Below are 17,183 nucleotides of genomic sequence, written 5' to 3' on the forward strand. Positions count from 1 at the left end.
GATTCTCCTTATGAAGACGCCAACCTCAATCTCGACCACAGGCAACCGGCAATTGCTGCACGGCAACGCAAAATTCAACCCAGGCCATCACTCGACAAATTATTGGCTACGCTTAAAAGAGCCCCGCCACACAGTCATATTATTGACCCTTGTGCAGCCTCACCTGACAGGAGCGGTCATGCGTATTCTCTGGACATTGCCCTACCTGCCCTGGCCCACCACCAGCGGCAGCAAGACCCGCCAGTACCACTTGCTGCGCGAACTGGCACATCACGGCCACCGCATCACGTTGCTGGTGCAATCGAAGGTGCCTCTGTCCGATCCTGCGCGCCAAGCCCTCGAACCGCTGCTCGAACGCCTGATCGTGTTGCCACGGCGCCCCGTGCAGAGCCCGCTTAACCTGCTCGCCTCGCCCATCATCGACTACCCCATGCGCGCCATCATCAATGGCTTGGCGCCCTGCCTTCGGCACCGCTTCGAGCAGTTGCTTGACGAGCACTGGGATGTCATCCAGATCGAACACAGCTACGCCTTCCAGCCCTTCGAGAAGGCCCTGCAACGGCGCGGCCTGCCCTACCTGCTCAGCGAACACACCCTCGAGTCGGTGATGGGCGCAGCCTGCCATGATCGCCTGCCCTTGTGGTTGCGTCCGCTCAACGCCTTCGATCGCTGGCGCTACCGGCGCTGGGAGCAGCGCGTGCTGCGCCAGCCCAACGAAGTCGTGGCGGTCAGCCCGCACGACGCCGAACTGATCGGGCAGATCAGCGGGCGGACGGTGAACGTGGTGGTCAATGGCGTCGACTGCGATCACTACCAGCATGTGCAACCGGCCCTGCACAGTCAGCGCCTGTTGTTCGTCGGCAATTTCGAATACGGCGCGAACCTGGAAGCCATCGAGTGGGCACTGGAAGACATCCTGCCCCAGGTCTGGCAGAGCAATCCGGCAGTGCGCCTGGCCATCGCCGGGCACGCCCTGCCCGCGCACTGGAAGCTGCACTGGAACGACCCGCGCATCGAATGGCTTGGCTACCGCCCCGATCTTCGCGAAGTGCAACGGCGCTCGGCGCTATTCTTCGCGCCGCTGCGTTATGCCGGCGGGTCGAAGGTGAAGATTCTTGAGGCGATGGCCGCCGGGATGCCGGTGATCACCACCGGCAAGGGCGCTTCGGGCCTGGCAGTGAACAATGGCGAGCACTACCTGGGCGGTGACGACGGCAGCCAACTGGCGCTGCTCCTGACCCAGTTGCTCAACCAGCCCTGGCGCATGAGCCAACTGGGGGAAGCCGGGCGACAGTTCGCCCGGCAGCGCCATGACTGGAGCGTTGCCGCCCAGCAACTGGAGAACGTGCACATGCGCCTGACCCAATTGGCACCGGCGCAGGCCGCGCCGCTCGGCACGATGCTAGCCAAGTAGCTCGCTGAAGGGGATGAACGTCACGCTGTCACCAGGGCTCACCGTACTGCCCTCACGCACCTCGACCAGCCCCTCGGCCCAGGCTGCGCTGCGCAGTACACCCGAGCTCTGGTTCGAGTAGATGCGTACCTGCCCACCCTCGATCCGCGCCCGCAGGTATTCGCGACGATTGCCCGGCTTGGGCCAGTCGAAACCTGCCGGCACGTCGAAACGCAGCGGCGTGACCTGCTCGACGCCCAGGCGCCGCAGCAAGTAGGGACGTGTCAGCAAGGCGAAGGTAACCAAGGTGGACGCCGGATTCCCCGGCAGGCCGATCACCGGCACGCCACGGAAATGCCCGAAGGTCAGTGGCTTGCCCGGCTTGATCGCCAGCTTCCACAGCGCCAGCTCGCCAGCCTCGCGCAGGGCCATGCCCAGGTAGTCGGCCTCCCCTACCGACACACCGCCGGTAGAAAGAATCAGGTCGACGTCGCCCAGATTGGCCAGGCATTGGCGGGTCAGCGCCAGGTCATCGGCGAGGATGCCGGCATCGATGACCTCGCAGCCCATGCGCTGCAACCAGCTGACCAGCAGTCGGCGGTTGCTGTTGTAGATCTGCCCCGGGCCCAGCGGCAGCCCCGGCTCGACCAGCTCGTCACCGGTCGACAACACCGCGACCCGCACCCGGCGCCGCACACGCAGGTGGCCGTGGCCCAGGGTGGCGGCAAGACCCAGTTCGATCGGGCCCAACAGCGTGCCGGCGTTCATCACCTGCTCGCCAGCGCGGGTTTCCTGGCCTTGGGGGCGCACATTCTGGTGCGGCGCCAAAGCTTCGACAAAGCGCACGCGGCCATCGTCGAGCACCTCGGCGTTTTCCTGCATCTCGACGCAGTCGGCACCTGCAGGCAGCGGCGCACCGGTGAAGATCCGCGCGCAGGTGCCAGGTTGCAGCGGTGCCGGAGCGTGACCGGCAAAGATGCGCTGGCTCACCGGCAGCGGTTCGCCCTGCCAGTCGGCAAGGCGCAGGGCGTAGCCGTCCATGGCGCTGTTCGGCCAGGGCGGCAGGTCGACGCTGGCGAACAGGTCCTGCGCCAGTACACGGCCTTCGGCATCGGCCAGCTCGACCTCTTCGGTTTCACTGATCGGCGCCGCCTCGGCCAGCGCCAGCAGGCGCTCCAGCGCTTCTTCCACCGGCATCAACGGCCGGCTCGGCGCAGCCTCAGCCACGGCTGTCACAGGCCTGCGCCTGCTTCAGGTGCGCGACGAAATTGCAGGGACGATGGCGGGCGTCGAGCTGCTCGGCGAGGATGCCGTCCCAGCCCGTGCGCACCGCATTGGTCGAGCCGGGCAGGCAGCACACCAGGGTGCCGTTGGCCAGGCCCGCAAGGGCGCGGGACTGTACGGTGGAGGTGCCAATGTCCGGCACCGAGATCTGTCGGAACAACTCGCCGAAGCCATCGACCTGCTTGTCCAGCAGGCAAGCGACGGCTTCGGGGGTGCTGTCGCGGCCGGTGAAGCCGGTGCCGCCGGTGATCAGCACCACCTGTACCTGGTCGTCGGCGATCCAGGTGGCGACCTGGGCGCGGATCTTGTAGAGGTCATCCTTGAGCAGCACCCGTTCTGCAAGGCGGTGGCCTGCGGCGCTGAGGCGATCGACGAACATCTGTCCGGAGGTGTCGTTGTCGAAGGTACGGGTGTCGCTGACCGTCAGCACGGCAATGTTCAACGGCACGAAGGGGGTATCTGCCTTGGCTTTCATGAGGGTCCGTCGCAGGGGGAAAGAATGCGCCAGTTATATCACAGCGCAGCCTTGTTCTTGGTCAATGCCCGCTGATTGCCGCTATGCTCGACTATGCGAGGAACTTTGCAAGGACGCCTCGCGTCATAACGTCATCAAGCACCATCGCACTGGAGAAACACGATGATTCAACGGACAATTCCCGCCTTCATGCTCGCCCTGGGCCTGGCCACCCTCGCCGGTTGCGCTTCGCCAACCGTCATCACGTTGAACGACGGCCGCGAGATTCAGGCCGTGGACAAACCTTCCTATGACGAAGACTCCGGCTTCTACGAATTCGAACAACTCGATGGCAAGCGTACACGCATCAACAAAGATCAGATTCGCACCGTGAAAGAGCTCTGATCTGCACCTCGTTTTGAGCAAACGGCCTTTTAACAACAAGGGCTTGCGTTCAAAAATACGATGCAGTAGGATTTTCGAAATCGGAGTGTAGCGCAGCCAGGTAGCGCGTCTCGTTCGGGACGAGAAGGCCGCAGGTTCGAATCCTGTCTCTCCGACCAGATCCTTCGAAAAAGCCCGCCTAGTGCGGGCTTTTTCGTGCCTGGGTGATCGCCATTCAGGCGCTGCCTGCCGCGAATTGCAGCGCCGCCAACCTGGCATAGAGTGGGTTTTCCTCGACCAGTTGGCGATGACTGCCGACAGCAACCACCCTACCCTGGTCGATCACCGCAATGCGATCGGCATGCTGCACGGTCGCCAGCCTGTGGGCGATCACCAAGGTGGTACGCCCGGCCATCAACTGCGGCAAGGCCTGCTGGATCAGGTGCTCGCTCTGCGCGTCGAGTGCGCTGGTAGCCTCATCGAGCAGCAGCACCGGCGCATCCACCAGCAGCGCCCGGGCAATCGCCAGGCGCTGGCGCTGACCACCCGACAGGCCGACGCCATCCTCGCCCAGCGGCGTCTGGTAGCCCTGGGGCAATTGCTGGATGAATTCGTGAGCATGGGCACTGCGCGCCGCCGCCTCGACCTGGGCGGCACTCGCCTGCGGCCTTCCGTAGCGGATATTGGCCTCGACCGTGCCGCGAAACAGCGCAGGGTTCTGCGCCACCAGAGCGAACTGGCGACGCAGGTCGTCGGGGTCTAGCGCTGCAATCGGCTGTCCATCGAGCAGAATGCTACCGGACTGTGGATCGTGAAAACGCAGCAGCAGGTCGAACAGCGTCGACTTGCCCGCCCCCGATGGCCCCACCAACGCCACGGTCTGCCCAGGTGCTATGACCAGGCTCAGGCCATCGATGGCAGCCACCGACGGGCGTGACGGATAAGCGAAGTGCACATCGCGCAACTCGATCTGCCCGCTGGCCCGAGCGCCGGGCAGTGTCGAGGGCTGCGACGGCGGTACGATCGCGCTGCTTGCCGCCAGCAACTCGGCAATACGCTCGGCGGCCCCGGCAGCCCGCTGCAACTCACCGATCACTTCGCTCAAGGTGCCCACGGCGCTGCCCACGATCAGGCTGTAGAACACGAACGCGGCCAGCTCGCCCCCGGAGATGCGCCCGGCAATCACATCCATGCCGCCGACCCAGAGCATGATGGCCACGGCGCCCAGGACCAGAACGATCACCACGGTGATCAACCACGCCCGCTGGGCAATGCGCCGGCGCGCCACATCGAAAGCCGCCTCGACGGTATCGGTGAACAACTGGCGATCATGGGCCTGGTGGTTGTAGGCCTGCACGGTCTTGATCTGCCCCAACGTCTCGGCGACGTAGCTGCCGACGTCAGCGACCCTGTCCTGGCTCTGGCGTGACAGGCTGCGCACCCGCCGGCCGAACAGCAGGATCGGCGACAGCACCAGCGGCAGCGCCAGCACTACGATACTGGTCAACTTGGGATTGGTGACGAACAGCAGCACCACCCCGCCCAGCACCATCAGCGCATTACGCAGGAACATCGACAGCGACGAGCCGATCACCGATTGCAGCAGCGTGGTATCAGCGGTCAGCCGCGACTGGATCTCCGAGCTGCGGTTATCCTCGAAGAACCCCGGATGCAGGCTGATCAAGTGATCGAACACCGCACGGCGGATATCAGCGACGCAACGCTCGCCAATCCACGACACCAGGTAGAAGCGGCTGAAGGTTCCGACCGCCAAGGCCAGCACCAGCACCATGAACAGCGCAATCGTCTGGTTGAGCTGGTGCGCAGAACCGGTCATGAAACCCTGATCCACCAGCAGGCGAATACCCTGGCCCATGGACAGGGTGATGGCTGCCGTGACGATCAGCGCCAGCAAGGCCAGCATGGCCTGTCGGCGATAGGGACGCACGAATTGCCAGGCCAGCCCCAAGGCGCGGCGCTGGCGGGAGGAAAGCGGATCGGACATGGTGCGGACCGGTGAGCGGGAAACCTGCAGACTACCATTCATCTGCCCGAGTGGAACGCCTGCAACCGCCACGGGGTCGCAGTTCGGTAGGGCCAGTGGCTATAGCTTATCGATCTAACCCGTCACTGGAGCTTTACTGCACTTTCTGTTGCACTGTGCCTGTCGTGATACCGAAGGAGCTGTCACAGGTCAGTCACGGCGAGTGGTTACCCTGAGCTTGCAACCTGATGAGGAGACAGGAAATGAGCTTGCAACATAGCAGCGACACCGTGAAAAACGCCCAGCCCCCGAAGCCGCAGGTGTGTGGCTCGATCATCGATGCCCAGGGCCGTGAGGTTCCGATCACCGAACAGATGATCCAGGAGGCCTGCAAGGAGCTCGAGCAGAGCCGGGTGGAGAAAGCCCGCAAGGCTTGAAAAGCCCATGAATCCCTTACAACCCGGCGCTTGCGCCGGGTTTTTCGTTTCTGCGCCCCGGGCAGGCCCGACAACCCGGAACAATCATTTATTTTTTTGTACACGAAATATGCGCTAAAGATTTCACCGCGACGCGCCGAAACAGGATAAATAGCAGTTAGCCATCACGCGTGCGAAATGGCTCCCTGCTTTTCACTCCCACGAATGGTTCGTCCCGATGAAGATAAAAAATAAGCTGGTGCTCGCGTTCGTATTGGTGGCTTTCATCCCGGTGGCCCTGGTCGGTGTGATTTCCGTGGTGAACATCCGCGCTGAGGCGGTGGATCAGTTCCTCGACGGCAGCACCCGCGAAATTCGTCAGATCGACGGCAACATGCGGCAGTTCTTCGACGGCACGCTGCAGAACGTAGAACAAATGGCGACGGATCCTGTATACAAATCAGTGGGTACACTCAAGGATTACACCTCTGCCGACGCTGCCAGCCACCCCATGCCTGCAGCCACCCAACAGGTCATCGACGCCTTTGCCCGCTACGGCGCCACTCATCCTGCGGCCGCCATCATCTCCATCGGCCTCGAAGACGGCACTTACGCCAAATGGCCGGATGACCCGAAACTGGCCAGCTACGATCCACGCGCACGCCCCTGGTACAAGGCCGCCATGGCCACCCCAGGCAAGACCGTGCGCACCGCCGCCTACTACTACGACAAGGACGACGTCGCCCTGGTCGGCACCGCGCGTACGCTCAACGATGCCAGCGGCAAGCCCAAGGGGGTGTTCGTGGTCAGCGTGTCGCTGAAGAACCTCACCGAGCTGGTCAAGAGCATCAAGCTGGGCAAGAGCGGCTACGTGATGCTGATCGAGAACGGCACCGTACTGGTTGATCCACGTGATGCCAGCCATGGTTTCAAGCAACTGAAGGACCTTGGCGAGCCCTACGCACAACTGGCAGCCACCGAGCAAGGATCCACCGAGGTGGTGATCGAGGGTGTGCGCTACATGGCCAATGTCTGGACCTCGCCTGACCTGGGCTGGCGCTTCGTCGGCCTGATCGAGTACAGCGAAGTGATGGGCGCGGCCACCCACATGACCTACCTCACCGCCGTCATCGTGCTGGTACTGGCACTGGTCTTCGCCCTGGTTGCAGCCGCGTTCTCGCGGGTCATCGTCAAGCCTATCGGCCAGGTCAGCACGGGCTTGCAGCAGATCGCCCAGGGCGAAGGCGACCTGCGCCAGGACCTGGTGATCCAGGGCAAGGACGAAACCGCCGAGCTGGCCGGCTGGTTCAACAAGTTCCTCGCGGCGATCCGCCAACTCATCCAGCACATCGGCGCCGCCTCGGGCAACCTGCACGAGGCATCGCGGGCCAACAGCGAACTGGCCGGCAACATGAACGAAGCCGCAGGGCGCCAGCGTGAGGCCGTGGAACTGGTGTCCACCGCCTTCAACGAGATGGTCGCCACCGCCAACGAGGTCGCGCGGTCCTGCAGCAGCGCAGCCGACGCCGCAGAGAACGGCCATCACCGCGTCGCCGAGGGCAAGCAGCAGATCGAGTTGACCACCGACAACGTCAATCGCCTGGGTAGCCGCCTGAGCGAGTCGTCGCAGGCGATGGTCGAGCTCGAGGAAGGCAGCCGCAACATCAACCAGATCCTCGGCACCATCCGCGCCATCGCCGAACAAACCAACCTGCTGGCACTGAACGCAGCGATCGAGGCTGCCCGTGCCGGTGACCAGGGCCGCGGTTTCGCCGTGGTCGCCGATGAAGTGCGGGCGCTGGCCAAGCGTACCGCCGACTCCACCGGCGAGATCGACCAATTGCTCAACACCCTGGGCAACAAGACCCAGGAGGTGTCGCAGAAGATGGAAAGCTGCCTGGACCTGTCGCGGGCCAGCGTGTCGTCGATCGCACGTGCGCGGGACAGCTTCGAGGGTATCCAGCTGTCGGTGAACGAGATCCGCGATCAGAACCTGCAGATCTCGGCGGCTGCCGAAGAGCAGCACAGCGTGGCCGAAGAGATCAACCGGCACATCCAGCAGATCTACGACGAGGCAAGGCTGGTGGAAGGCCTGGCCAGCTCGGCGCAATCGGACTCGGGCAGGCTGTCGCAGCTATCGGAAGAGTTGAACGGCCTGGTCGGGCGCTTCAAGTCCTGACCCTCCTTGTGGGGCGCCGGTTCGGCGCCCCGACGTGCCGCGCGCCTGCACACTCAACAACCGACCGCACGCTCCTCGGCACACAGGGGCGTGGCCTGGGCGTAGAAGACGCTGGTCAGGGCCCCGACCACGCCCATGATCAGGCAGAACCCGACGCACACCCAGGGGCTCCACGGCATCAGCGCAATCAGTGCCAAGGGCGTGGTGCTCGCCCAAAGGGCATAGGCCAGGTTGTAAGTGAAGGAAATCCCCGACACCCGGATCTGCGCCGGGAACAGCCCGACCATCACCGATGGCACCACCCCCACCACGCCACACGACAACCCGGCTAACGCATAAGCCGCCCAGGTCCAGCCCCACTGCCCTACCAGGCTGGCATACAGCACGCCGATCCCCAGCGGCAGCAACAGGCTGTAGATCGTCACCGCACGCCAGGCGCCGATGCGGTCAACCAGCAGCCCCGCCAGTACGCAACCGATATTGAGAAAGACGATACCCACACTGCTGAGCGCGAAGGTATGCCCGGCATCGATCCCGAAGCGCTGCTGCATGACCGTCGGGGTGATCACCACCAGCACCACCACCGCAGAGGTCAACACGCACGTCAGCAACGCGGCCGGGATCAACGAAGCGCGGTGGTCGGTGAGCACCATGCGCAGCGGAAATGCCACGGGCGGCGCCTGCCGCTCACGCAGGGCAAGAAACACTGGCGTCTCGCTCAGCCAACGGCGCAGCCAGACACCGAACACGCCGAACACCCCACCGAGCAGGAAGGGATAACGCCAGGCGAAGTCGAGGATTTCCTGTGGGGTGTAGAGCCGCGCCAGCAAGGTGGCGATCAGCGCGCCAAGCAGGTAACCGAAGGTCAGCCCCGCCTGCAGGAAGCCCAGGGCGTAGCCGCGACGCCCAGGCGGTGCGTGCTCGGCCACGAAGGTCCAGGCGCTGGGCACCTCACCACCTACCGCAGCGCCCTGCAGGATGCGCAGGGCCAGCAGCAGCAGAGGAGCGGCGTAGCCGATGTCGGCGTAGGTCGGCATGACTCCGATCAGCAGGCATGGCAGGGCCATCATCAGGATGCTCAGGCTGAACACGCGCTTGCGCCCAAGGTGGTCGGCGAAGTGCGCCATGAGAATGCCGCCCAGAGGGCGTGCCAGGTAGCCGGTGACGAAGATCCCGAAGCTCTGCAGCAGGCGCAGCCACTCCGGCATCTGTGGCGGGAAGAACAGCTGGCTCAGGGTCAGGGCGAAGAACACGAAGATGATGAAATCGTAGATCTCCAGCGCGCCGCCAAGGGCCGCAAGGCCCAGGGTACGGTGATCGCCGCGGCTGAAACGAGGCGCGCGAGCGGTATCGATGGCAGTCATTTCTGGGTTCCGCAGATCGGCAAAGGGCAAGAGGATAGCAAAAGCCGATGCGTCTCAGCTGGAACGGCTGAAGGCGTTGTGCGAGAAGGTCATCCGCCGCCAGGAGTTGCCTGCACCGCCAGCGAGCGCCGACGGCAGCGCAACCTGCCCCAGCAACTGCGGGGTGTCGATGATCGCCATGAACGATTCCAGTGCCTCGCTATCGGGCACCTTGGGCAGGCTGACACTGACCGCCTGGCGTTCGCTCGGCGCGACGCTCGGCACTTTCAGATGCTGGGAGTGGTACAGCAGCACATGCTGGATCTGCGGACTGACGCGGCAGAAGCGGGCCAGATCGACGCCGGCATGGCTGCCCAGTTCGATATTGCCCACCAACAGCTGGAACGGGTGCAACGCGCTCTGCACCAGGCGCTGCAGGTCGTCGAAGCTTTCCACCGGGGCGATCCGGTAGTAGCCCAAGCCATTGAGCATGCGTTCCAGCTGCAGGCGCTGACCGGGATGCTCGTCGGCGATGAGGATACGCATGGACTTGTTCGGCATGGTCCGGACCCTGGCGGCAAGGTGGTCAGAGACACTGCCTGGCCTTGCTGCGCCTGTGCGGGCAATGACGGGTCTCTTTCTTGATAGTTGTCGGGAACCGACGATAAATCAAGGCGCTGCACAGGGATTTTTCACCCCTGTTTCACGCGCTTTTCACTGCTCCCACTGACGCATGCGCAAGCGACAGTGCTTCATGGCATTGACGATGTGCTTTTCCACCACGCTCTGCGAAACCCCGAGGCGCTCGGCGATCTGTGGATGCGACAGACCCTCGAGCTTGCGCAGCAGGAAGCTCTCGCGGCACGGCGCACTCAACTCGTCCAGTGCGCGCCGAACCATCTCCAGGCGCTCATCGAGGTGCAGCAGCTGGGACGGTGCCGGACTGTGCCAGCGCTCGTCGCTGTCCAGCACTTCAAGCGGCTCGGACTGACGCACCGACTGACGTCGGTGCCGGTCGATCACCAGGTTCAGTGCCGTGCGGTAGAGGAAGGAACGGGGTCGCTCGATCGGCGGGTGACCGCCGCGCTCGAGCAGGCGCAGGCAGGCGTCATGGGCAACATCTTCTGCCGCGTGCCGGCTGCCCAGCCGCGAGGAGAGGAAACTCACCAGTTCGCGATAGTAATGTTCCACCACGGCCCTTGCCTCTCCCGTTGGGCAACGTCAATGCGATTGAAAATACGCATCAGTGATATCAGCGTGTCATCTTACAAATTACAACCATTCTCAGCAACACACCCTCTCACCTGCGGCTAAATCCATTTCCCCAGCGTTCGTCTAACTGTGACCTCCGTGCGTGCCCTGAAAGGCGCGACACGCCCTTCATCCCTGGCTGGAAGTCTGCATGAGACGTACATCCACACTCCGTCGCCGCGTCGTTCTCGGCGGCCTGGGCCTGATCGCGCTGGGCAGCCTGCTGGCCTGGAAAGCCCTGCCGTTCGGCACTCTGCCGGTCAGCACCGTGCAGGTCACCCGCGGCGACATCGAAAGCAGCGTCACCGCCCTTGGCACCCTGCAGCCCCGTCGCTACGTGGATGTCGGCGCCCAGGCCTCCGGGCAGATCCGCAAACTGCACGTGGAAGTCGGCGATGAAGTGCGCAAGGGCCAACTGCTGGTGGAGATCGACCCCTCCACTCAACAGGCGCGCCTGGACGCCGGCCGCTACTCGATCGAGAACCTCAAGGCCCAGCTTGCCGAACAGCGTGCCCAGTATCTGCTGGCCCAACAGCAGTTTCAGCGCCAGCAAGACCTGGCCAGGGCCGGCGCGACCCGCCAGGAGGATGTCCAGCAGGCCCAGGCGCAGCTCAAGGTGACCCAGGCACGCATCGACATGTACCAGGCGCAGATCCGCCAGGCCCAGGCCAGCCTGCGCAGCGACGAGGCAGAACTCGGCTATACGCGGATCTACGCACCGATGGACGGCACCGTGGTGGCGGTGGATGCGCGCGAAGGCCAGACCCTCAACGCCCAGCAGCAGACCCCGCTGATCCTGCGCATTGCCCGCCTGTCGCCGATGACCGTCTGGGCCCAGGTTTCGGAGGCCGACATCGGCCAAGTCAAGCCTGGCATGACCGCCTACTTCACGACACTGGCCGGTGGCAAACGCCGCTGGACCAGCACCGTGCGCCAGATCCTGCCGATCCCACCCAAGCCGCTCGACCAGACCAGCCAGGGCGGCGGCAGCCCGGCCAGCGCCAGCAGCGGCACCACCGGCAGCAAGGTGGTGCAGTACACGGTACTGCTCGACGTGGAAAACCCTGACGGCGCCCTGATGGCCGAGATGACCACCCAGGTGTTCTTCGTCGCAGGCCAGGCCAGCCATGTGCTCACCGCGCCGCTGGCGGCGCTGGACGACGCGCCCACCGAGGGCATGCGCCTGGCGCAGGTCCTGAACCGTAACGGCAAGGTCGAACAGCGCCAGGTACGCACCGGCTTGAGCGATCGCCTGCGGGTACAGATCCTCGACGGCCTGAGCGAAGGCGAGCAACTGGTCATCGGCGCACCACGCGCCAGCGGAGGCTGAATGAACGCACCGCTGATCGAGCTCGATGACATCCACAAGGTCTACGGCGGCATCGACTCGCCCGAGGTCCAGGTGCTGCGTGGTATCAGCCTGAGCATCCAGCCTGGCGAGTTCGTCGCCATCGTCGGCGCCTCCGGGTCCGGCAAATCCACCCTGATGAACATCCTGGGCTGCCTCGACCGCCCCTCCCGAGGCAGCTATCGCTTCGCTGGCCGTGACGTCGCCGAGCTCGACAGCGACGAACTGGCCTGGCTGCGCCGCGAGGCCTTCGGTTTCGTGTTCCAGGGCTATCACCTGATTCCCTCAGGCTCGGCCCAGGAGAACGTCGAGATGCCGGCGATCTACGCCGGTACCCCTGCAGCCGAACGCCATGCGCGCGCCGCCGCGCTGCTCGAACGCCTGGGCCTGGCCAGCCGCACCGGCAACCGCCCTCACCAGCTGTCCGGGGGCCAGCAGCAACGGGTATCGATCGCCCGGGCACTGATGAATGGCGGCCACATCATTCTCGCCGACGAACCCACCGGCGCCCTCGACAGCCACAGCGGCGCCGAGGTCATGACACTGCTGGACGAACTGGCCAGCCAAGGTCACGTGATCATCCTCATCACCCACGACCGTGAGGTGGCGGCGCGGGCGCGGCGGATCATCGAGATCCGCGACGGCGCGATCATCAGCGACTCGGCCGCCGATCGCTCCCCCGCTGCGCCCACACCTGGCTTGCAGGCCGATGATCTGCGCCAGCGTCTGGACCGCGGCGCCAGCCAGCGCGGCGCCTGGAAAGGCGAGTTGGTCGAATCGCTGCAGGCCGCCTGGCGGGTCATGTGGATCAACCGCTTCCGCACTGCCCTGACCCTGCTCGGCATCGTTATCGGCGTGGCCTCGGTGGTGGTGATGCTCGCCGTCGGCGAAGGCAGCAAGCGCCAGGTGATGGCGCAGATGGCCGCCTTCGGCTCCAACATCCTCTACCTTAGCGGCAAGCACGCCACCGCCCGCGAAGCGGCGGGCCTGGTCTCCCTCGACGACGTAGCCGCCATCGCCGGCCTGCCCCAGGTGCAGCGCATCATGCCGGTGATCGGCGGCGAGCTGATGGTTCGCCACGGCAACAACAACCAGTCGTTCTACGTGGGGGGCAACAACACCGAGTTCCCGCACATTCTCAACTGGCCGGTGGTCGAAGGCAGCCTGTTCACCGACGCCGACGAGCGCAGCGGCGCCGCCGTGGCGGTGATCGGCCAGAAGGTTAAGGAAAAGCTCCTGCCCCCCGGCAGCAATCCGCTGGGCCAGTACCTGCTGATCGAGAACGTACCCTTCCAGATCGTCGGCGTGCTCGCGGCCAAAGGCGCAAGCTCTGGCAACCAGGACAGCGACGAGCGCATCGTGGTGCCCTACTCGGCCGCCTCCATGCGCCTGTTCGGCAAGCACGATCCCGAATACGTGATCATCACCGCTGCCGACTCCAGCCGGGTCTCGGAGACCGAAGCGGCCATCGCCCACCTGATGCGCAAACGTCACCAGGGCAAGCAGGATTTCGACCTGACCAACGACGCGGCGCTGATCCAGGCCGAGGCGCGCACCCAGAACAGCCTGTCGCTGATGCTCGGCGCGATTGCCGCCATCTCGCTGTTGGTCGGCGGCATCGGGGTGATGAACATCATGCTCATGACCGTGCGTGAACGTACCCGCGAGATCGGTATCCGCATGGCCACCGGCGCTCGCCAGCGCGACATCCTGCGCCAGTTCCTCACCGAGGCGGTGATGCTGTCGATGGTCGGCGGCGTGACCGGCATCGCCCTGGCCCTGACCATCGGCGGTGCGCTGCTGCTGGCCGATATCGCCGTGGCCTTCGCCCTGCCCGCCATCCTCGGCGCCTTTGCCTGCGCCGTGATCACCGGTGTCGTGTTCGGCTTCATGCCGGCGCGCAAAGCCGCCCGACTCGACCCGGTCAAAGCCCTTACCAGCGTGTAGCCCATGACATTGCCAAGCCGCATCAGCCTGCTGACCCTGAGCCTCTGCCTCGCCGCCTGCAACAGCACACCGCCGCCGCAGGCCGACATCACGCCACCGCCCACTTGGCAAGGCGCCACCGACACCCATCAGGTGCCGCCGGACAGCGCCTGGTGGCAGGCGTTCGCCAGCCGCGAACTGGATCGCCTGATCGAGCGCGCCCGCAGCAACAGCCACGACCTGGCGGCCGCTGCCGCACGGGTGCGCCAGGCCCAGGCGCGCGCCGTGATCGCCGGAGCGCCGTTGTTGCCCGAACTGCAGTTCGGGATGGACGGCAGCCGCCAACGCCTGCTGCGCGGCGACGGTAACGACCAGCTCGACGCCACCAGCAGCGAACGCACCAGTACCGCCTTCGCCACGCGCCTGAGCGCCAGTTACGAAATCGATTTCTGGGGCGGCCTGCGCGCCGCCCGCGACAGTGCATTGCGCAACCTCGACGCCAGCCGATTCGACCGCCAGACGGTCGAGCTCACCTTGTTCAGCGCTGTCGCCGACAGCTACCTGCAAGGGCTGGCACTGCAAGAGCAACGGCGTATCGCCCGACTCAACCTGGACAACGCGCGCAATGTCCTGCGCCTGGTCGAAGCCCGTGAACGCTCGGGTTCGGCGACCCGCCTGGAACTGGCCCAGCAACGCGGCCTGGTCGCCGCCCAGGAGCGCCAGGTGCCGTTGCTGGAGCAACAGTGGCAGGACAACCGCGTCACACTCGCCACCCTGCTCGGTGATCCGGTGCAGAGCCTGGGCACCAGCCAGGAGTCGATCAGTGCACTGAACTGGCCAGGCATCGGCAGCGGCGTACCCAGCGCACTGCTCAGTCGCCGCCCGGACATCGCCGCCGCGGAGGCACGCCTGGCGGCGGCCAGCGCCGACGTGCAGGTCGCCAGGGCCGCCATGCTGCCGCGCGTGGTACTGGGCGCCGACCTGGGCAGTGGTGCCCGGACCTTCGCCAACGTGCTCGACAGCCCCTTCTATACCCTCACCACCGCCCTCACCGCGCCCATCTTCGACCGAGGCCGACGCGGCGCCGAACGCGACCAGGCCAAGGCGCGCCAGGAAGAGTTGCTGGAGAATTATCGCGCCCAGATCGTGGCGGGATTTGCCGACGTGGAGAAGGCGCTCAACGCGATCGACGGCGTCGACCGGCAACGCCAGTGGCAGGATCAGGAAGTGGAACAGGCGCGCATCGCCTTCAGCCTCGCCGAACAGCGCTATGCCTCGGGGGCCGAGACCTTGCTGACGGTACTGGAAACCCAGCGCACCCTGTACCTGGCTGAAGACCAGCAGGCGCAACTGCGCCTGGCCAGGTTGCAGGGGAGCGTGGCGCTGTACAAGGCGTTGGGCGGAGGGTGGAGGCTTTGAGAAGGCGCGGGTTGTCTTCTTCGCGGGCAAGTCGCAGCGGCGAACCGCCGCTGCGACTTGCCCGCGAAAAGCACGACTCGATGTTACTCAGGAAAGAATATTTTTCATCGACAGGTTACGCGCATACCAAGGCCGACGCGGCACCCGCCGCAGCAGGTCGGCGATGCCGTCCTCTTCGCCGAAGGTGATACGCAGCGCAAGCTTCATCACCTCGACATCCATCTCCACCGTCTTGCCCGGACGAATCCCCGGCGTGGTGCTGCACCCATGCGTGTCCGGCCCCAGCCAAGGATCTGCGACTTCCACCCAAGGGCCCGGCGCGAACCACTTCACGCCATTGACCTCCAGGCGCCGCACCTGGCCCGGGTGATAGCGCTCATGGGCGCGATACCAGTCTTCGATCCGGTCGTCGATCCAGCCGTGGAAACCCCAGAACACCGGGTGTACGTGAGAGGAAAACGGATCGCCCAGGAAGTCGTTCTCGCGGCCGAACCAGCGCCCGGCAAAATCCGACGGGTCGCGCGCAAAGGGCACCGGTGCACTGTTGGACGGGTCCCGGGGGACCGAGGCCCAGCACATGTGCAGCCAGTCGTGCAGGTTCATTTCCACTTCCGAGCCGAAGGTGCCCAGGCTCAGCTTCGACAGGTACTGCGGGTCCTGGTATTGCGATTCCCAGACCTGGAAATTGCTGCAGAAGGTCTCCCCGGCCTTGATCGCCGACACCCACTGACCATACTCGTCGTCGCCCGGCGCTTGCCAGGGCGGCGGCACGCAGCAGCCGTCGTGGTTGTCGTAATAGCGGGCAAAACCCTGCCGGTCGAACTCGACATTGGGCTGCGGCAGCGGAAAGCGCTGCCAGGAGGGCAGGTCCTGCAGGGCGCGTGCAGCATCGAGCATGTGCCGGTGCATGAACAGAAAGTCCACGCCCGAACCATTGCGGTGCTTGCGCGGCCCGCGGGCATCGCGTTCGCGGTCCCGCGGCCCTGGCTGCCAGCCCAGGCCGCGCAACGCATTGCGCTTGTCTTCGGGAATCTTGTGCCACTGGTCGCGGGTCGCATGCCAGAGCTGGTGGAAAAGACGGTGCTCGGGGCTGATGACCCAGGCCTGCATGGCCGGGGTATAGGGCAGGCGCTCACGCGCCTCTGGGAACAGGCGCTTGACGGCAACGAAACGGCTGTCCGCCACCGGCAAGGTCAAGGGACGATCCAGGCGCTGCAAGCGGCCGCTGAGGGTGCCGCTGCCGGCGTTGGCGAACTCGCCCCACACCTCGTCGAGGCTGGCCACGCACTCATAGCCCGGTCCGCCTTTCTCACTGAGCAGACGCCAGCGCACCTGGGCAGACGACGCGCCGACCAGATCGCCCAGCACCCGGTAGGCGGCGGGCCCATCAGCCCGCAGGCGCTCGCCGGTATCGACGAAACCGCGCAGGCCACGGCCTTTGGTGGCGACGTCGAAGAACACTTCGACCCCCTCACGCGGCAGGCCTTCAAGGCCGCCATCGGCGCCTTCGAAACGGATATCCCAGACACCGCGCAAATGGTCGGCCAGCAGTTGCCCGGCAAGGTCGGCAAGCTCGACGCTGGCCTCGCCCGGGGTGACGATGTCGTCTTCAGGGTCATGGGTCAGCTCCTTGTGCGCATAGTAGGCAGCGGTACCCGCGGCCCCCGCCACTGCCAGGCCTGCGATGAATCCTCGTCGGGAAATGGTCATTGCGCCTCTATCCGTTCCAGCCATGCTGCGGCTTCTATCCAAGCTAGAACGTACGCTGGCGGGCAAAATTTACCGGGTCTAATTCACCGCCG

General features: G+C 65.1%; 14 protein-coding genes and 1 tRNA gene. 8 read left to right on the plus strand and 7 right to left on the minus strand.

Annotated elements, in window-relative coordinates:
• The first annotated feature begins 178 nt into the window (after positions 1 to 178).
• Positions 179 to 1,414: a glycosyltransferase family 4 protein gene (locus tag APH44_RS09340; protein WP_054892413.1), complete on the plus strand. Its 1,236-nt coding sequence runs from the start codon at positions 179 to 181 to the stop codon at positions 1,412 to 1,414.
• Here the strand turns inward: APH44_RS09340 and glp are convergent.
• Together glp and moaB are read right to left on the minus strand one after the other, a co-directional pair.
• Positions 1,403 to 2,629 (minus strand): gephyrin-like molybdotransferase Glp, encoded by a 1,227-nt coding sequence (glp, locus tag APH44_RS09345; RefSeq protein WP_054892414.1) that lies wholly within the window; start codon positions 2,627 to 2,629, stop codon positions 1,403 to 1,405. The two genes, APH44_RS09340 and glp, sit on opposite strands and share 12 nt — an antisense overlap.
• Positions 2,613 to 3,152 carry a molybdenum cofactor biosynthesis protein B gene (moaB, locus tag APH44_RS09350; RefSeq protein WP_054892415.1) on the minus strand — a complete coding sequence of 180 codons (540 nt, stop codon included), beginning with the start codon at positions 3,150 to 3,152 and terminating at the stop codon, positions 2,613 to 2,615. The genes glp and moaB overlap by 17 nt, the downstream gene beginning before the upstream one ends.
• Positions 3,153 to 3,314: 162 nt before the next feature.
• On the opposite strand from moaB, the gene APH44_RS09355 reads away from it, so the two are divergent.
• Together APH44_RS09355 and APH44_RS09360 are read left to right on the plus strand one after the other, a co-directional pair.
• Entirely contained in the window at positions 3,315 to 3,536 is a 222-nt protein-coding gene (locus APH44_RS09355; protein WP_054892416.1) for a YgdI/YgdR family lipoprotein, read from the plus strand.
• Between the two features lie 81 nt (positions 3,537 to 3,617).
• Positions 3,618 to 3,694: transfer RNA gene (locus tag APH44_RS09360), tRNA-Pro, on the plus strand.
• A gap of 56 nt (positions 3,695 to 3,750) precedes the next feature.
• Here APH44_RS09360 and APH44_RS09365 read toward each other — a convergent pair.
• Positions 3,751 to 5,520 carry an ABC transporter transmembrane domain-containing protein gene (locus APH44_RS09365; protein ID WP_054892417.1) on the minus strand — a complete coding sequence of 590 codons (1,770 nt, stop codon included), beginning with the start codon at positions 5,518 to 5,520 and terminating at the stop codon, positions 3,751 to 3,753.
• A 242-nt stretch (positions 5,521 to 5,762) separates the two neighbouring features.
• On the opposite strand from APH44_RS09365, the gene APH44_RS30070 reads away from it, so the two are divergent.
• Both APH44_RS30070 and APH44_RS09370 read left to right on the plus strand, forming a co-directional pair.
• Positions 5,763 to 5,936: a PA1571 family protein gene (locus APH44_RS30070; RefSeq protein ID WP_177339369.1), complete on the plus strand. Its 174-nt coding sequence runs from the start codon at positions 5,763 to 5,765 to the stop codon at positions 5,934 to 5,936.
• A gap of 217 nt (positions 5,937 to 6,153) precedes the next feature.
• Positions 6,154 to 8,094 (plus strand): methyl-accepting chemotaxis protein, encoded by a 1,941-nt coding sequence (locus APH44_RS09370; protein WP_054892418.1) that lies wholly within the window; start codon positions 6,154 to 6,156, stop codon positions 8,092 to 8,094.
• Positions 8,095 to 8,147: 53 nt separating this feature from the next.
• Here APH44_RS09370 and APH44_RS09375 read toward each other — a convergent pair whose 3' ends face one another.
• The 3 genes from APH44_RS09375 to APH44_RS09385 all read right to left on the minus strand — a co-directional run bounded on the left by APH44_RS09375 (position 8,148) and on the right by APH44_RS09385 (position 10,628).
• Positions 8,148 to 9,458 (minus strand): MFS transporter, encoded by a 1,311-nt coding sequence (locus APH44_RS09375; protein WP_054892419.1) that lies wholly within the window; start codon positions 9,456 to 9,458, stop codon positions 8,148 to 8,150.
• A 54-nt stretch (positions 9,459 to 9,512) separates the two neighbouring features.
• Positions 9,513 to 9,998, minus strand: coding sequence for a response regulator (locus APH44_RS09380; protein WP_054892420.1), 486 nt, complete (start codon positions 9,996 to 9,998; stop codon positions 9,513 to 9,515).
• A gap of 153 nt (positions 9,999 to 10,151) precedes the next feature.
• Positions 10,152 to 10,628, minus strand: a complete 477-nt coding sequence (locus APH44_RS09385) for a sigma-70 family RNA polymerase sigma factor (protein WP_054892480.1) — start codon at positions 10,626 to 10,628, stop codon at positions 10,152 to 10,154.
• A gap of 211 nt (positions 10,629 to 10,839) precedes the next feature.
• Between APH44_RS09385 and APH44_RS09390 the strand changes: the two genes are divergently transcribed.
• Genes APH44_RS09390 through APH44_RS09400 form a run of 3 tightly spaced genes read left to right on the plus strand, consistent with a single transcriptional unit; the run spans position 10,840 to position 15,381 of the window.
• Positions 10,840 to 12,018, plus strand: a complete 1,179-nt coding sequence (locus APH44_RS09390) for an efflux RND transporter periplasmic adaptor subunit (RefSeq protein ID WP_054892421.1) — start codon at positions 10,840 to 10,842, stop codon at positions 12,016 to 12,018.
• Positions 12,019 to 13,983 (plus strand): MacB family efflux pump subunit, encoded by a 1,965-nt coding sequence (locus APH44_RS09395; RefSeq protein WP_054892422.1) that lies wholly within the window; start codon positions 12,019 to 12,021, stop codon positions 13,981 to 13,983. It begins immediately after the preceding gene.
• Between the two features lie 3 nt (positions 13,984 to 13,986).
• A complete protein-coding gene (locus APH44_RS09400) occupies positions 13,987 to 15,381 on the plus strand; it encodes an efflux transporter outer membrane subunit (protein WP_054892423.1) in 1,395 nt (464 codons plus the stop codon).
• An 87-nt stretch (positions 15,382 to 15,468) separates the two neighbouring features.
• On the opposite strand, the gene APH44_RS09405 is transcribed toward APH44_RS09400, so the two are convergent.
• Entirely contained in the window at positions 15,469 to 17,091 is a 1,623-nt protein-coding gene (locus APH44_RS09405) for a twin-arginine translocation signal domain-containing protein (protein WP_054892424.1), read from the minus strand.
• Positions 17,092 to 17,183 lie beyond the last annotated feature (92 nt).

It is taken from the genome of Pseudomonas sp. NBRC 111143 (assembly GCF_001320965.1).
In the GTDB taxonomy this organism is placed as follows: domain Bacteria; phylum Pseudomonadota; class Gammaproteobacteria; order Pseudomonadales; family Pseudomonadaceae; genus Aquipseudomonas; species Aquipseudomonas machongensis.

What these genes read in the sequence shown, in the direction of transcription:
- APH44_RS30070 (WP_177339369.1), top strand. Translation starts at nt 5,763, where the DNA reads ATGAGCTTGCAACATAGCAGCGACACCGTGAAAAACGCCCAGCCCCCG.
- APH44_RS09370 (WP_054892418.1), top strand. Translation starts at nt 6,154, where the DNA reads ATGAAGATAAAAAATAAGCTGGTGCTCGCGTTCGTATTGGTGGCTTTC.
- moaB (WP_054892415.1), bottom strand. Translation starts at nt 3,152, where the DNA reads ATGAAAGCCAAGGCAGATACCCCCTTCGTGCCGTTGAACATTGCCGTG.
- APH44_RS09390 (WP_054892421.1), top strand. Translation starts at nt 10,840, where the DNA reads ATGAGACGTACATCCACACTCCGTCGCCGCGTCGTTCTCGGCGGCCTG.
- APH44_RS09340 (WP_054892413.1), top strand. Translation starts at nt 179, where the DNA reads ATGCGTATTCTCTGGACATTGCCCTACCTGCCCTGGCCCACCACCAGC.
- APH44_RS09355 (WP_054892416.1), top strand. Translation starts at nt 3,315, where the DNA reads ATGATTCAACGGACAATTCCCGCCTTCATGCTCGCCCTGGGCCTGGCC.
- APH44_RS09400 (WP_054892423.1), top strand. Translation starts at nt 13,987, where the DNA reads ATGACATTGCCAAGCCGCATCAGCCTGCTGACCCTGAGCCTCTGCCTC.
- APH44_RS09365 (WP_054892417.1), bottom strand. Translation starts at nt 5,520, where the DNA reads ATGTCCGATCCGCTTTCCTCCCGCCAGCGCCGCGCCTTGGGGCTGGCC.
- APH44_RS09380 (WP_054892420.1), bottom strand. Translation starts at nt 9,998, where the DNA reads ATGCCGAACAAGTCCATGCGTATCCTCATCGCCGACGAGCATCCCGGT.
- APH44_RS09375 (WP_054892419.1), bottom strand. Translation starts at nt 9,458, where the DNA reads ATGACTGCCATCGATACCGCTCGCGCGCCTCGTTTCAGCCGCGGCGAT.
- APH44_RS09405 (WP_054892424.1), bottom strand. Translation starts at nt 17,091, where the DNA reads ATGACCATTTCCCGACGAGGATTCATCGCAGGCCTGGCAGTGGCGGGG.
- APH44_RS09395 (WP_054892422.1), top strand. Translation starts at nt 12,019, where the DNA reads ATGAACGCACCGCTGATCGAGCTCGATGACATCCACAAGGTCTACGGC.